Origin of the sequence: Roseivirga misakiensis, assembly GCF_001747105.1 — a bacterium.
Taxonomy (GTDB): domain Bacteria; phylum Bacteroidota; class Bacteroidia; order Cytophagales; family Cyclobacteriaceae; genus Roseivirga; species Roseivirga misakiensis.
The window spans coordinates 67007-81845 of record NZ_MDGQ01000005.1; the positions used below are offsets into that span (position 1 = coordinate 67007).

Sequence of the window (14839 nt, forward strand, 5' to 3'; positions counted from 1 at the left end):
CCTATGTCTGCTGACCAACTGCTGTACCTCATTCTGGGTATCGTCATACTAGACTTTTGTTTGGATCAGTTTCTAGATGCCTTAAACCGAAGGCATTCCAAAGGGACTATTCCAGAAAAATTAAAGGGAATTTATGAAGAGGAAGAGTATGCAAAGTCACAAGCCTATCAGAAACAACTTGGTAGCTTCGGGCTTTTGTCATCTGCCTTTAGCATTGTAACCACGCTTCTAGTGCTGTTTTTGGGTGGTTTTGGCTATTTAGATGCTCAGTTGAGTCCCTATATCAGCGACCCTATTCTTAAATCGTTAGCATTTTTCGGAGTACTTTTTATCCTGTCAGATTTAATCAATATTCCATTCAGTTACTATGCCACATTTGTCATAGAGGAACGGTTTGGTTTCAATAAAATGACACCAAAACTCTTTATCGTCGATAAGCTCAAGGGTTATCTACTAACAGTATTAATAGGAGGTGTTTTAGGGTATGCGCTTTTGTGGATCGTTAATGAACTGGGATCAAACTTCTGGATATACGCACTTTTGTTAGTGGCAGGCTTCATGCTTGTTATGAATGTATTCTATACCACTCTTTTTCTGCCACTTTTTAATAAACTGGTGCCTTTAGAAGATGGTGCTTTAAAAGATCGTATCAACGAATACGCTGCTGGCGTCTCTTTCCCGCTAGATAATATTTTTGTAATTGATGGATCTAAACGATCGACGAAGGCCAACGCTTTCTTTTCAGGCCTCGGTAAAAAGAAGAAAATAGTCTTGTATGATACGCTAATTTCAGATCATACCACAGAAGAAGTAGTCGCCGTGTTGGCACATGAAGTTGGGCATTTCAAGAAAAAGCATATTGTAACAGGCCTAATCTTAAGCCTAGTGCAAATGGCTATCACTTTTTACATTCTATCCCTATTGATCTTTAATGAGCGGCTATCGATGGCATTAGGAGGGGATGAGTTAGCGATTCATCTAAACTTTATAGCCTTCGGGCTCCTTTATACACCTATTTCAAGGCTTACTGGTTTGCTCATGAACATGCTAAGTCGTAAAAATGAGTATGAGGCGGACGCTTATGCTGCAAAAACCTATGACGCAAAGCCACTCATGTCAGCTTTGAAGAGACTATCCGTGAAATCGTTGAGTAATTTGACGCCTCATCCATGGTATGTCAAAGCGCATTATTCGCACCCGACTTTGCTTCAGCGACTTGAGGCAATGGAAAAATTATAGGAAGTCTATATCGATGTTTCCTTGATATCTCATAAGGAAGTTTACGCCATTTTCGGCAGACATGCCTTCGAAAAGAATCTTATAGAGCGTCTCGGTAATTAAAGGTTTTAATTGCTGACTATCGGCTAGTTGTTTAATGATTTTGATAGTATTCATACCCTCGGCCACTTCGTCCATTTCCTGAATAGCCTCTTCCAATGGTTTGCCTTGAGCAATTTTATAACCTAGCGTAAAATTGCGGCTATTGGTACTGGTCGTCGTGGCTACTAAATCACCAATCCCTGCTAGACCGATGAAAGACGATATTTCACCTCCGAGTGCTCGGCCTAAGTAGATCATTTCCACCAAACCGCGACTCACCAAAAGTCCACGAGAGTTTTCGCCCATGCCTAAGCCGGATAGAATTCCGGAGGCTATCGCAATAATGTTCTTCAGTACACCACATAATTCTACGCCTCTCAGGTCAGAATTACTGTAAACTTGAAAGTTCTCTGAACTTAAAAGCGACTTGCCAGCTTGTATTACTTCGTTAAATGGAGAAGCAATAACAGTGGCTGCTGGATGCCCCATAGAAAGTTCGCTTGCCAGATTTGGACCGGCCATACAACCCACTCTCACCACCACAGTTTCTTGCCTTATGATTTCGCTCATGGTGAACACATGTTCTTTTGTGAGCGAAAAATCTGGCGATTGCTGCGTTGGTAGTTGTAAGTCTAAACCCTTCGTGGCATGAATCATCATATGATAAGGCCTGAGATAAGGTGCCAGCTGAAGTATTAATTCTCTAAAGTTTGAAGAAGGAACCACCGGGAAAATAACATTGCAGCGTTTAGGTACCTCTTCTAGTTCGTTGACTACATGGACGTTATCTGCAAGCTGTTGCCCTGCAGATATCCGTGTTTTTTCTATTTCTGCGATAGTTTCTGGATTTCTTACATACAGAAAGACTTCCGCATTTCTTGCCAAAATATTGGCAACGGCAGTTCCAAAACTGCCACCTCCTAATACGCCAACTGTTTTATTAGACATACTTTTCTAGGTTATAACCCGTCAGTCTGTTGTGGTAATAGAACAGTACATTCAGGTCCTGTGTAGTTATATCTCCAGCTCTATTCCGAATTAAAGGGCGTTTGGCGTGATACATGCCAACATTTTTTAATCCGTGTTTTATAATACCGTCGGTATCTCCTGCCAAGTGAGGCGAAACGCTCAGTTTACCTTCACCGTACATTTTGTGCACTTTTGCGAGCACGCTTTTAAAAGACGCCTTAAACTCCTCGTAAGGAATGATCAGGTCTTCTTCTGGCAGTCGCAAAAGGTTATATAAATCTAGTTTTTTAAATCTCTTTTTAAGAATAATGAATGCCGTGTATGCTACTAAGTGACTGGCAAAGACTTTGTTGATTTTTAGATATTCCTCAACAATCCGTTCGCTGAGCATTCTTGTATACTCTACTTCGCGTTGATCGTTTTGCGATATAATTCTTCCATCTGCCGTAAAGTATTCTTGGGTATCGATAGTTCGTCCCTTCTGGTCGTAACTCTGACCATTTTCATCAACATAATTACCGAGCACATCCATGGCCTTGCCGATAGAAACAGAAATATCCGATCCTTTGGTAAAGAATTTTAATAAGAAGGCCGTGATTTTATAAGACGTAGAATACTCGTCATTTTCAACATAGTATCGTTCCTGGCCTTGTAACCTCAGGTATTGTTTTATCAGGCTGGGAGCCTCCAAAACAAAGTTATAGTTCAGTGTAACTGGTACTACGAATATTTTTTCTCGAGCGTCTCGCTTTCCTTTCTGGTAGTTAACGCGCTGCGCCTCAATAGCCGTGCTCAAGAGACCAAGTTTAAGGCGGCTTTCGATTTTTCCTGACCTAGATCGCGTACCTCCGGGGAAAAACAAGCTATGGCAGCCTCTTTGAATGGCTAGGCTTGAGTAAGATTTCAGCGTCTCTAAATAGAGCATGTTCTTTTTTCTTCGATCCACCTTGTAAGCACCAAGGCTATTCAAGAAATAAGAGATGATTTTAATGTTGAAAAGGTTTAGACCAGCGCCATAGATAAAGGCTGGTAAGCCCAAAACATTAATCACCCAACCGATGAGAATGGAGTCGAGGTTACTGAAATGGGTTGGTACCATCACTATGGTGCCCTTTTTAGCCAAAAGTCTCAGATTGTCAACCTCACCGGTGATATTGATTTTATCTTGTAAGGTGTATTGTGTACTAAATATTGACCAAAACCCTCTGGCCCTAGAAGCATTTAATAGTCTAGCAAAACCGAAGGTGACGATGGACCGAGCCATCCGATATCGAGATTTTTTAAAGTTACCCGCAATTTCGTCCGAATAGCGTAAAACCATGTCATTCAGAATAGAATCCAAACGCTCATCTTTTTCGGCATCGTTATCAGATAAAGAAATATCTAAAAGGCGATCTTTTACAGTATTTAAAAATGCTTGATCATCTTCTGGATCAACCGCCCAAGGATTTCTTTTAATTCGTAGTTTCTCTCGAAAAACTGTGGTTTCAATTTCTTCGATAAGTGCTTCCCGGGTAGGTGCCTGAGCCTTAATCCGCTTGATGCTTTCCGTGGCTACTTCTTCAACAAACTCTTGTCTATTGCGACTGAGCGCCACTACTGGCCATTCATTTATACCTCCTGGAACAACAGGATCGTACTTCTTCTTTACGTAGTCTTGAGATATTGATTCCATCCAAATAGAGTCTCAAAGATAGGAGAATAAAAAAACCATCATTGAGATCAGCCCTTAATCTGTTTACAAATTAAATCGATTTCTGATTCTGTGTTGAATGCATGAAGACAAATCCTTAGCCTTTCGGTTCCAGTTTTAACAGTTGGACTTAAAATTGGTCGAACGTCGAGCCCAATGTCTTTTAGTTTGTCGGCCAACTTCTTTGTCGGCCCGTTTCCTCCGATAATGATTGATTTTATCGCAGATGGGCTTTGATGATCGGGCAACTGTTGGTTAAAGTATGCGATATTATCCTTGAGTTGTTGAATCAAAACACTGTTATCCTTGAGGAAATCATAGGATTGCATAATTGATGTGATTTCAAAAGCACTAGGAGCCGTGGTATAAATAAAGGGCCTCGAAAAGTTGATGATAAAATCCTTGAGTAATTGAGATCCTGAAATACAAGCTCCATGTATGCCCATAGCTTTTCCAAAAGTATAAATAACAGCGAATACGCCTTCCTGTACCCCCATTTGAGCGATGAGCCCTTCGCCATGGTTTCCAAAAATTCCAGTGCTGTGAGCCTCATCTACCACCACTTTAGCCTGATGAGATTTAGCCAAAGCAATAATATCTTGAATGGGTGCAAGGTCTCCGTCCATTGAATAGACAGACTCGCATGCGATAAAAATTTCGCCAGTGCTCTCCTTGATTTTTTTCTCTAGGTCGCCTAGGTCATTGTGTTTAAAGGATAATCTTTTGGCATGACTTAAACGGCAGCCATCTTTAATACAAGCGTGAGCATATTCGTCATAAATCACGGTGTCTCCGCGCTGTGGTACAGAAGAGAAGAAGGCTAAATTGGCCATGTAGCCAGAATTAAATACCGTGGAGGCTTCGAACCCAAAAAAGCGAGCGAGCTTTACCTCGCATTCTTCTGTTAATTGACTATTTCCAGTTAACAACCGTGAACCAGTTGAGCCATTCTTGAAAGTCTGTTCATGGTAAGCTTCTTGGATGCGAACCTTTAGTGCTTCAGATCGGGCTAGTCCCAGGTAATCGTTCGAAGAAAAGTCCACAAGACTATCAGAAAATGGCTTAAGTTCTCTCAGAGCGTCGTCCTGCCTTCTTTTTTCTAATAAAAAACCGATGCGGCTTTCCTTATTCATTTCTGATGCTGATTTTAAGATAAATTATACTGATTTTTGCGCCAATTCTAAGCAATATGTTCTCAAAAGGTATATGCCTTTTCTTAGTCTTGATTATCTCTTGCGGTCTTTATGCACAAGGTGGCTACAAGAATAGTGAGTTTTCGTTTACCAACGAAAATGATGTATACCTTTTAAAGGATCGGGATAAATACTACTCCAATGGATTGATTACTCATTTTAGATGGGTTCCCAAGGCTTTTAGAGCAGATACCATCAAGAAAATTGTTGATTTAGAGTTTTCTCAGAAATATTTCACACCACAAGACTTGCTGCTTGGTCGGGTCGAGAATTTCGATCGGCCTTACGCTGGGTTGCTTTATGGTGGTTACAGTGTCAGTACTTATAAAGAGGAATCAAAAAGGTCTATGATCGGGTTAGAGGTTGGCTTGGTTGGGCCCATTTCGGGTGCTGAAGGATTTCAAAAATGGTATCACGAAACTTTTGGGTTTCCTCAGCCCAGAGGATGGGACTTCCAAATGCCCAATGAACTCGTTTTTAACATTAAAAGTGAGTTCAATAAACAGTATGTTTTAAGGCCAGGGAAGTTAGATGCAGTTTCAACTACGGCCTTTTCTTTAGGAACCGCTTTTACACATGCCTTCCAAAGATTAGATATTCGATTTGGGAAATTGCAGCCTTTAAGAAACTCCGCATTTACGAATGCATTAATTGGCTCAGGAAGTGAGAATATTCCTAAACACAATTATTTCTTTTTTGGTTATGGCCTTCAATACGTAGCACAGAATATCACTATCAACGGATCGGTTTGGAATGATAATGCGCCACATACAGAAACGATCAGACCTTGGGTAAGGCACTTAAGATTTGGTTGGGCGTCTAGTTCAGATCGAGCGACTTTTAAAGTCACCTATAATTGGTCAAGTCCAGAGATAAGAGGCAATGAGAACCATGCCTATATTGGTTTCGAACTTCAGCTTCGATTCCCAAGAAATCAAGACTAATCGCAACATTGAATTTCTATTCATTCGAGCGTTTTAGTGCTAGCGTTCGGGAATTGATGAATATGTCGAATATGTGTTTGGTGTTGGTGTATTACCTATTAATATTGTAGCGGCTAGACTAATGGCACTGAGACTTAAAGATATACAATCACCAGTGAAGACTGAGATGCTCGAATTTGAGCATAAGTTCAGGTCATTCATGAAAAGCAAAGTCTTCCTTATCGATAAGGTGACCAACTACATCGTCAAGCGAAAAGGTAAGCAAATGCGCCCCATGTTTGTGTTCCTTTCGGCAGGAGTAGTTGGCAATATTTCAGAAAGAAGTTATCGCGGTGCATCACTCATAGAATTATTGCATACTGCCTCATTAGTCCATGACGATGTGGTAGACGATTCTAATATGCGCAGAGGGTACTTCTCCATTAATGCCCTCTGGAAGAATAAAATTGCAGTACTAGTTGGCGATTATCTTTTATCGAGAGGTTTACTCTTATCCATCGATAACGGCGATTTCGATTTACTTAAAATTGTATCTGAGGCCGTTAGGGAAATGAGTGAGGGTGAGTTGCTCCAGATGGCCAAAGCTCGGAGCCTGGATATCACCGAAGAATTATACTATGAAGTCATTCGTCAAAAAACGGCTTCATTGATCGCTTCCTGCTGTGCCGTAGGGGCTGCATCTGTACAAGATGACCCAGAGGTGATCGCTAAAATGAAGGAATTCGGGCTTAATGTGGGAATGGCTTTCCAAATCAAGGACGATCTTTTTGACTATGGAACAGGTGAAATCGGGAAGCCATTAGGCATAGACATCAAGGAGAAGAAAATGACCCTTCCATTGATCCATGTACTGCAAAAATCTTCAAGTGCCGATAAAAGGCGGATCAAAAGAATTATCAAGAGTAATAAGCAGAACAATAAGAAAGTACAGGAAGTCATAGAGTATGTAAAGGCCAACGGTGGTATTGAGTACGCTAAAAACGTGATGCACGATTATTACAGAAAGTCGCAAGAAATACTGGATGAATTCCCAGATTCTGAGTTCAAAACTTCTCTAGGTCAGCTTGTTCAATTCACTATAGAACGGTCCAAATAAAAAACACCCATTGCTTTCTGGCAATGGGCGCTTCAGTTTAGCTTAGTAGTATATTTGTGTAGAAATATAAGATATAGTTAATATCCATATAGAAGACAATCCTCTATAGATCTAACCTTATTCGGATACTAGAAAAATTTTAAATCAGTCGATTTTGTCACTGGATTATTGATTGTAGATCATGATGATCCATTTCCAATTATCCGTAATAGTTTCTGATGGTTTGTAAAGATATCGTCCAAAAAGGGCATCGTTTTGCCTGTAAAGGTCTACAATATTTAGTTTGCTTATGGCATCCCAAGTTGTTTCAAAAGGTTCAGTGTAAGGCCCTTCAATATCATCTACAACTAATGCACTTGGGAAGGGTAATTCATCCACCAGCATAAAGAAATTACCAGCGCCAACAAAAGAAGGGGCAAAGACAATAGCATCTCCCGTTTCTGAGATTTCAGCATTGAAAATCTGCAAACTCGTTGGTGTCAGCGTCAAAGATACCGAGCCGTTTAAATCATTAGTTGGTTCTTGAATATCAGCAGTGACGGGCAGCTCGCTAAAGGTTAGGTCAACCTTTGGGGTGAAAAGTGTAGCGCCGGCTTGAAAGGTGTTGCTATTATAATCCACCATTAAAATAAGAACGCTGCTTTCCTCTGCCGTGGGCTCATCATTATTGTCACAACTCCACAAGAAGCAGGTGGCAAGCGTCAAAAATAAAATTGTTCTTTTCATAGCTAATCGATTAATGCGAAACTAAAACATAAAACGCAATAGGTATTCAATTGGTCTGATTTAATCCGAATTACTGAATAATTCGACACAATAAAACTTGAAAAGGATGGAATTAAAGAAATAGCCCCCACGCAGGTCCACTTTTCTCCAAAATCTAACCCTAGTCTTGCTTATAGAACTGGCTTTAGCATAAGTATTTGATTATAAGCCGATTATTCATTTTGGGTCAACAGCCACTAATGTCCCTTTTTTAAGGCTTGAGTTGTGTTTTTAAGAAAAAAACTTAACTTTTGTAGAGAAGTGGAAAAAAGTGCAAAATTGTGGGTGACTGTGGGAAGTTTTTCTATCTTTGTATTAGTTCAGGTGTGTAATGTCTTTTTTTACCGGAGAATATGATTGCAAGCTAGATGCAAAAGGAAGGTTGGCTTTACCTGCTAAGGTGAAGGCGGCATTGCCTGATGTAGCTGTTCAGGAGCTCGTTTTAAGACGAGGTTTTGAGTCATGCTTGGTATTGTATCCGAAGGTGGAGTTTAAAAAGATTATTAATCGAGTTCGGTCATTGAGTGAGTTCAATGAAGATTATCGAAAGTTTCAGCGCAGTTTCTTTAGAGGGAATGCAGAAGTGGAGTTGGACAGTGCTGGAAGGATCAATATTCAGAATCGTATGCTAGCGTATGCTGATTTGACGAAAGAGGTGGTTGTTGTAGGGTTGGGGAATAGAATCGAAATCTGGAATCCAGACCTGTATGAAGAAAACCTCATCAATGACGTGTCAGAGTATTCGAAATTGGCCGAAAAGTACTTGGCTGATGACTAAAAAGAATGGTTGACTATCACGTGCCGGTAATGTTGCAGGAATGCATCGAAGGACTGGCGATTAAACCAGAAGGAATTTATGTAGATGTGACCTTTGGAGGCGGAGGTCATTCAATTGAAATACTGAAGCATATATCGGAATCGGGAAAGCTCTTGAGTTTTGACCAAGATGATGATGCTAAGGGAAATGCCTCAAAAATTGAAAATCGTTCTTTCACATTTATACAGGCCAATTTCAGGCACCTAAGGCGGTATTTAAAGCTCTATGGTGTTGGGAGAGTAGATGGTATTTTGGCTGATTTAGGAGTTTCTTCTCATCAGATAGATGAGGTGTCTCGCGGGTTTTCAATCCGAGGAGATGCTGAGTTAGACATGAGAATGGACCAAGGAGTAGACTTGACTGCGCAAGATGTGGTAAATGACTATTCTGAAAAAGACCTTCACCGCATTCTGGGAATCTATGGTGAAGTAAAGAATGCCAAAACCTTGGCTGGAGCTATCGTTTCCGAACGATTCTCTAAGCCATTCAAGACTACTTTCGACCTGATTGCATTGCTTGAAAAGTATGCGCCACGAGGTAGGGAAAATAAATACTACGCTCAGGTGTTTCAGGCATTGAGAATTGAGGTCAACGATGAAATGGGAGCGCTAGAGGATTTTTTGAATCAAACTTCCGAATCTCTCAAGCCGGGCGGTAGACTCGTGATTATGAGTTATCACTCACTTGAAGATCGTATGGTGAAGAATTTCATCAACAAAGGGAAGATTTTTGGCGATGTGGAGAAAGATTTTTTCGGAAACGAAATAAAGCCCTATAAGGCTATAAATAGAAAATTAATACAACCGAATCAACAGGAACTAAAAGCTAACAGTAGATCCAGAAGTGCGAAACTTCGGATAGCTGAGCGAATTTAAAAATGGCTGAGAATAGATTTAGAGTCAAAGAAAACGAAAGGCCTCGCGGCAGGGGATTCTTCGGCTTTTTGTCTGCGAAGTTCAACATCGGTCAGGAATTGAATTCAGAGTTGCCTGTTAAGCATTTGCCCAAAGTAGTATTCACTGTTTTACTAGGTGTTTTCTACGTTTGGAATAATCACTACGCTGAAAAATCTATTCGAGAGATCGATCGCTTGGAAGACGTAGTAGAGGATTTAAAAGCAGATGTGACTACGCTGGAAGCAAACTACATGTATGGTAGTAAGCAATCAGAAGTTGCCAAGAAGGTTAAGCCTCTTGGATTGATTGAAAGTATGGAGCCACCCGCAAAAATCATTGTAGAAGACAATGAATATTAAGAAGGACATATTGCTTCGGGTGCGCATCGCTTTTTTAGGTGCTCTTGTCTTCGTCCTTGCGATCGTTTATCGTATGGTAGACATTCAGGTTATCGATGGTGAACAATGGAGAGAACAAGCCAGGGTTAATAGCCTTGATTTTAGAACCATAAAAGCAACAAGGGGAAGTATATATTCTGATGGGGAAGACCTATTAGCTACTTCATTACCCTTTTATAGATTGGCCTTTGATCCGTCAGTGGCCCATGACACAACATTTACGTCCAAATTAGACTCCCTTTCACACCTATTGTCAGCTTTTTTCCGAGATCATTCTTCCGACTACTATCAGAAGAAGATCTCGGAGGCTCGACAAGCCCAAAAGAGGTATCTAGTCCTCAACAATCGAGATTTAAATTATCAGGAGAAAGAACAAGTGGCCGAATGGCCTATTTTCCGTTTAGGCCAAATGAAAGGTGGCGTCATCTTTGAAAAAATTGATAAAAGACACAATCCATTCGAAAGCCTTGCGGAAAGAACCATTGGTGGTCTTAATGCTGAAATGGAAGCAGCCTATGGCATCGAAAAAAGCTTTGACCATTTTCTAGCAGGAAAGGATGGAGAAGGTTTGTTCCAGAAAATGGCTGGTAAAGGCAATTGGAGACCGATTAATGCTTCTTCAGACATAAGACCTGTCAACGGTTATGACGTTCATACGACGATCGACGTAAACCTTCAAGATGTAGCCCAGAGTGCATTATTAAGAAAGGTTTCCGAGCTAAATGCCAAATACGGGACTGTAGTCTTAATGGAAGTTAAGACTGGTGAAATCAAGGCGATTTCCAACTTAAAAAGAACTTCTAAAGGAACCTATGCGGAGAACTTCAACTACGCTGTGGCTGAAAATAATGACCCAGGTTCCACCTTCAAATTAGCTTCCATGTTGGCTTTGCTAGAGGCTGGTAAAGTGGAGTTGACGGATTCTGTAGATACGGAAAAAGGTGCTACAAAATTCAGTGACCGTACAATGAGAGACCACAAAAATGGAGGATACGGTATGCTTACAGTGGAAGATGTATTTGTGAAATCGTCTAATGTTGGTACAGCCAAGTTAGTGGCAGAGCATTTTGGTGACAACCCTCAGGAATATGTAGACATAATAAAGCAAACAGGTTTAGGGAAGTCGCTTGATTTTCAATTGATCGGCGAAGGTACTCCTTATATAAAGGATGCAAATGACGAATCATGGTCTAATGTTACCCTGCCTTGGATGTCCATTGGCTACGAGATGCAGTTGACTCCATTGCAGACGCTAACGCTTTATAATGCTGTGGCTAATAATGGCAAAATGATCCAACCGATCCTTGTCAAAAGTATCAGACGAGCCGATAAGACTATTGAGACTTTTGAATCTAAAGTCCTGAATAAGAAAATTGCCTCAGATGAAACGCTCGCCGATCTAAGAAAAATGCTGGAAGGCGTGGTGGAGAGAGGAACCGCCAAGAATATTAAAAATGATATCTACAAGATTGCTGGTAAAACAGGAACAGCCCAAAAACTGATCAATGGTCGGTACACCTGGCAAACGTACTACGCATCATTCGCTGGTTATTTTCCAGCCGAAGAACCGCTTTATAGCTGTATAGTGGTAATCGATAGTCCTAAAGGGATGGATAAGTTTGGCGGTGATGTATCTGCTCCTGTCTTCAAAGAGATCGCTGATATGATCTATGCAAAGAATTTGGAAATCCACGATTCATTTGAATCTGATCTAATGGCCAGCCAAGGCAAGTTTCCAGTGATTAGAGCAGGCAAATTCGATGAGCTAAACGAGTTATGTAATCAACTAGGGATTTCAAACTATTTCGAAGGCCAGTCAGAATGGGTAAGGTCTACGGTGAGTAATAACGCCATTATTTGGAAAGAAAATCATGATGGAGAAAATCTAGTGCCGAATGTGAAAGGAATGTCACTACGGGATGCGATTTATATCCTCGAAAATATAGGGTTAAAAGTATCGGTTACCGGTTCGGGCAGAGTTGAAAAACAATCTGTTCCGGCCGGTAGGCGAATTACACAAGGAGCCCGAATTAAAATAGAACTTGGATAATGCCTCAGTTAAAGGACATATTATATAAAGTGTCGTTGACTTCTGTTTCTGGAGATATGGAAACTGAAGTGACCACGCTTGCCTTTGACTCAAGAAAGGTAGAAGTAGGAAGTGTATTCGTTGCCGTAACTGGAACACAGGTAAACGGTCATGACTACATCGAGCAGGCCATTGCACAAGGAGCGGTGGCGATCGTATGCGAAGAGCTTCCAAGAACGACAATTGATGATATCGCGATCATCCAAGTGAAAAACTCGGCACAAGCTCTGGGTTTTATGGCTTCCAATTACTACGGAAATCCATCTCAAAAATTAAAACTAGTTGGCGTAACAGGTACAAATGGAAAGACTACCTGCGTCACCTTATTGTATCACCTCTTTAGAGACTTAGGCTATAATACGGGGTTATTATCGACTGTTGACAACAAGATTAACGATGAAGTAATACCAGCAACTCATACGACACCAGACGCTATCACTATTAATAGAATGTTGGCGAAAATGGTGGCCAAAGGCTGCACACACTGCTTTATGGAGTCTAGTTCACATGCTATAGTTCAGCATCGAATTGCCGGACTATCTTACGCAGGGGCGGTTTTTACTAACCTGTCGCATGAGCATTTAGATTATCACAAGACTTTCGACGAGTATATAAAGGCAAAGAAATTATTATTCGATGGTTTACCATCAACTGCATTTGCATTGACGAATAGTGATGACAAACGTGGCATGGTCATGCTCCAGAATACCAAAGCCAGCAAGCATAAATATGCTTTAAAAAGCATGGCTGAATTCAAGGCTAGAATTATTTCGAACACCCTACAGGGTTTAGAACTTGATTTGGCTAATCAAAATGTTTGGTTCCGATTAATAGGTGATTTTAATGCCTACAACTTGTTAGCAGTTTTCGGTACGGCGGTTTTGCTGGAAGAAGACCCAGAAGAAGTGCTTCGAGTACTCTCAACCGTTAATTCAGCGCCGGGTCGTTTTGAGCAAGTACTAACCGAAACGGATATCACTGCTATTGTTGATTATGCGCATACGCCAGATGCTTTGGAAAATGTGCTGCTGACGATCAAGGAATTTAGGACAGGAAACGAAAAGGTGATTACGGTAGTCGGTTGTGGAGGAAATCGCGATGCGGAAAAGCGACCAATCATGGCCAAAATTGCCTGTGCATTGAGCGACAAAGTCATTTTGACTTCAGATAATCCAAGGTTCGAAGAGCCGATGGAAATCATCAAAGAAATGCAGACGGGGGTCACTCCTTCTAACTATAAAAAGACGCTTGTGATTGAGGATCGTAAAGAAGCGATCAAAACGGCAAGCGCCTTGGCTGAACCAAGCGATATCATATTGGTGGCTGGTAAGGGGCACGAAACCTATCAAGAAATCAAAGGAGAAAGAACGCCATTTGACGATAGAGCCATTTTAAAAGAGATGTTGAACCTAATCCACAAACAGAATTAAGAAATGCTATACTATCTGTTTGATTATTTGGACAAAGAATTCGACCTGATTGGGGCTGGGGTATTCCAGTACATTTCATTCAGGGCGGGTATGGCTACGCTCTTTTCGTTGTTGATTACAATCGTTTTCGGCAAGAAATTGATTCAAATTCTGCAAAAGAAGCAAGTGGGCGAATCTATTCGCGACCTTGGTCTTGCAGGGCAGATGGAGAAGAAAGGTACGCCAACTATGGGTGGACTAATCATCATCGCTGCCATAGTCATACCCACGCTGCTTTTCGCTCGACTAGAAAACATCTATGTTATACTGCTCCTAGTGACTACGCTAGCATTAGGGTCAATTGGTTTCCTAGATGACTACATCAAGGTATTTAGAAAGAACAAAGCTGGATTAGCTGGCAAATTCAAGGTTTTTGGTCAAATATTCGTAGGCCTAATTGTAGGGGCTACCCTCTACTTTAGTGACAACGTGGTGGTCAGGGAATTTGAAGAGCCACAGAGCACCGAAATCACTGAAGGTACAGATCAAGCCATTAGATACAATGATGTAAAGTCAACCACTACCACCATCCCTTTTGTAAAGGATAATGAACTGGATTATAGCAAGCTAAATCCAACAGATAAGGAGTGGATTACGGCTGCCATTTACATTTTGATCGTCATCTTCTTCATTACAGCAATCTCGAATGGCGCTAACCTAACAGATGGAATTGATGGCCTTGCGGCAGGGACCTCGGCAATTATAGGGCTGGCACTGGCTATTTTGGCGTACATATCAGGTAACGCAATTTTCTCCGATTACTTGAACGTGATGTTCATACCAAATTCGGGTGAGTTAGTAATTTTTTGTACAGCCTTTGTAGGAGCATGCGTAGGTTTCCTATGGTACAACTCTTACCCAGCTCAGGTTTTTATGGGTGATACAGGTAGTCTCTCTTTAGGAGGCGTGATCACTGTTTTGGCACTAGTACTCAGAAAAGAACTCTTGATTCCGGTCTTATGCGGAATCTTCATAATTGAAAATTTATCGGTAGTCATACAGGTAAGCTATTTCAAGTACACTAGAAAAAAATACGGTGAAGGCAGGAGAGTCTTTAAAATGTCTCCGCTGCATCATCATTACCAGAAATTAGATATACCAGAAGCCAAAATTGTCACAAGATTCTGGATCATCGGTATTCTACTGGCCATTATAGCATTAGCCACATTGAAATTAAGATAGAAGTAAAG

General features: G+C 41.0%; 13 protein-coding genes. 9 read left to right on the forward strand and 4 right to left on the reverse strand.

All coding sequences use genetic code 11. From position 1 onward, the window contains the following. The first annotated feature begins 3 nt into the window (after positions 1–3). Positions 4–1239, forward strand: coding sequence for a M48 family metallopeptidase (locus BFP71_RS07895; RefSeq protein ID WP_069834957.1), 1236 nt, complete (start codon positions 4–6; stop codon positions 1237–1239). Here BFP71_RS07895 and BFP71_RS07900 read toward each other — a convergent pair. Genes BFP71_RS07900 through BFP71_RS07910 form a run of 3 tightly spaced genes read right to left on the reverse strand, consistent with a single transcriptional unit; the run spans position 1234 to position 5115 of the window. Next, entirely contained in the window at positions 1234–2268 is a 1035-nt protein-coding gene (locus tag BFP71_RS07900; protein WP_069834958.1) for an NAD(P)H-dependent glycerol-3-phosphate dehydrogenase, read from the reverse strand. The two genes, BFP71_RS07895 and BFP71_RS07900, sit on opposite strands and share 6 nt — an antisense overlap. Continuing rightward, complete coding sequence (locus tag BFP71_RS07905) at positions 2261–3955, reverse strand: 1-acyl-sn-glycerol-3-phosphate acyltransferase (RefSeq protein ID WP_069836997.1); 1695 nt, start codon at positions 3953–3955, stop codon at positions 2261–2263. Before BFP71_RS07905 ends, BFP71_RS07900 begins: the two co-directional genes overlap by 8 nt. Before the next feature lie 56 nt (positions 3956–4011). Then, positions 4012–5115, reverse strand: a complete 1104-nt coding sequence (locus BFP71_RS07910; protein WP_069834959.1) for an aminotransferase class I/II-fold pyridoxal phosphate-dependent enzyme — start codon at positions 5113–5115, stop codon at positions 4012–4014. A 56-nt stretch (positions 5116–5171) separates the two neighbouring features. On the opposite strand from BFP71_RS07910, the gene BFP71_RS07915 reads away from it, so the two are divergent. Together BFP71_RS07915 and BFP71_RS07920 are read left to right on the forward strand one after the other, a co-directional pair. Continuing rightward, positions 5172–6119: a lipid A deacylase LpxR family protein gene (locus BFP71_RS07915; RefSeq protein ID WP_069834960.1), complete on the forward strand. Its 948-nt coding sequence runs from the start codon at positions 5172–5174 to the stop codon at positions 6117–6119. 121 nt (positions 6120–6240) lie between these two features. Further along, a complete protein-coding gene (locus BFP71_RS07920) occupies positions 6241–7215 on the forward strand; it encodes a polyprenyl synthetase family protein (RefSeq protein WP_069836998.1) in 975 nt (324 codons plus the stop codon). A gap of 165 nt (positions 7216–7380) precedes the next feature. Here BFP71_RS07920 and BFP71_RS07925 read toward each other — a convergent pair whose 3' ends face one another. Next, a complete protein-coding gene (locus BFP71_RS07925; RefSeq protein ID WP_069834961.1) occupies positions 7381–7941 on the reverse strand; it encodes a hypothetical protein in 561 nt (186 codons plus the stop codon). A gap of 370 nt (positions 7942–8311) precedes the next feature. Between BFP71_RS07925 and mraZ the strand changes: the two genes are divergently transcribed. From mraZ to mraY, 6 genes are read left to right on the forward strand one after another with little or no spacing between them, the layout of a single operon-like run. Next, positions 8312–8758 (forward strand): division/cell wall cluster transcriptional repressor MraZ, encoded by a 447-nt coding sequence (mraZ, locus tag BFP71_RS07930; protein WP_069834962.1) that lies wholly within the window; start codon positions 8312–8314, stop codon positions 8756–8758. 5 nt (positions 8759–8763) lie between these two features. Next, the gene (gene rsmH / locus BFP71_RS07935; protein ID WP_069834963.1) at positions 8764–9672 is read left to right on the forward strand and encodes a 16S rRNA (cytosine(1402)-N(4))-methyltransferase RsmH; all 909 of its coding nucleotides are present in this window, start codon (positions 8764–8766) and stop codon (positions 9670–9672) included. A 2-nt stretch (positions 9673–9674) separates the two neighbouring features. Next, entirely contained in the window at positions 9675–10052 is a 378-nt protein-coding gene (locus BFP71_RS07940) for an FtsL-like putative cell division protein (protein WP_069834964.1), read from the forward strand. Then, complete coding sequence (locus BFP71_RS07945) at positions 10042–12141, forward strand: penicillin-binding protein (protein ID WP_069834965.1); 2100 nt, start codon at positions 10042–10044, stop codon at positions 12139–12141. The genes BFP71_RS07940 and BFP71_RS07945 overlap by 11 nt, the downstream gene beginning before the upstream one ends. Next, on the forward strand, positions 12141–13610 hold the full coding sequence (locus BFP71_RS07950; protein WP_069834966.1) for a UDP-N-acetylmuramoyl-L-alanyl-D-glutamate--2,6-diaminopimelate ligase: 1470 nt from the start codon (positions 12141–12143) through the stop codon (positions 13608–13610). Before BFP71_RS07945 ends, BFP71_RS07950 begins: the two co-directional genes overlap by 1 nt. Positions 13611–13613: 3 nt before the next feature. Continuing rightward, entirely contained in the window at positions 13614–14831 is a 1218-nt protein-coding gene (gene mraY, locus BFP71_RS07955) for a phospho-N-acetylmuramoyl-pentapeptide-transferase (RefSeq protein WP_069834967.1), read from the forward strand. Positions 14832–14839 lie beyond the last annotated feature (8 nt).

Coding starts and splice junctions, on each gene's coding strand:
- BFP71_RS07900 (WP_069834958.1), bottom strand. CDS start 2,268: ATGTCTAATAAAACAGTTGGCGTATTAGGAGGTGGCAGTTTTGGAACT.
- BFP71_RS07925 (WP_069834961.1), bottom strand. CDS start 7,941: ATGAAAAGAACAATTTTATTTTTGACGCTTGCCACCTGCTTCTTGTGG.
- BFP71_RS07945 (WP_069834965.1), top strand. CDS start 10,042: ATGAATATTAAGAAGGACATATTGCTTCGGGTGCGCATCGCTTTTTTA.
- BFP71_RS07950 (WP_069834966.1), top strand. CDS start 12,141: ATGCCTCAGTTAAAGGACATATTATATAAAGTGTCGTTGACTTCTGTT.
- BFP71_RS07940 (WP_069834964.1), top strand. CDS start 9,675: ATGGCTGAGAATAGATTTAGAGTCAAAGAAAACGAAAGGCCTCGCGGC.
- rsmH (WP_069834963.1), top strand. CDS start 8,764: ATGGTTGACTATCACGTGCCGGTAATGTTGCAGGAATGCATCGAAGGA.
- BFP71_RS07895 (WP_069834957.1), top strand. CDS start 4: ATGTCTGCTGACCAACTGCTGTACCTCATTCTGGGTATCGTCATACTA.
- BFP71_RS07915 (WP_069834960.1), top strand. CDS start 5,172: ATGTTCTCAAAAGGTATATGCCTTTTCTTAGTCTTGATTATCTCTTGC.
- mraZ (WP_069834962.1), top strand. CDS start 8,312: ATGTCTTTTTTTACCGGAGAATATGATTGCAAGCTAGATGCAAAAGGA.
- mraY (WP_069834967.1), top strand. CDS start 13,614: ATGCTATACTATCTGTTTGATTATTTGGACAAAGAATTCGACCTGATT.
- BFP71_RS07910 (WP_069834959.1), bottom strand. CDS start 5,115: ATGAATAAGGAAAGCCGCATCGGTTTTTTATTAGAAAAAAGAAGGCAG.
- BFP71_RS07920 (WP_069836998.1), top strand. CDS start 6,241: ATGGCACTGAGACTTAAAGATATACAATCACCAGTGAAGACTGAGATG.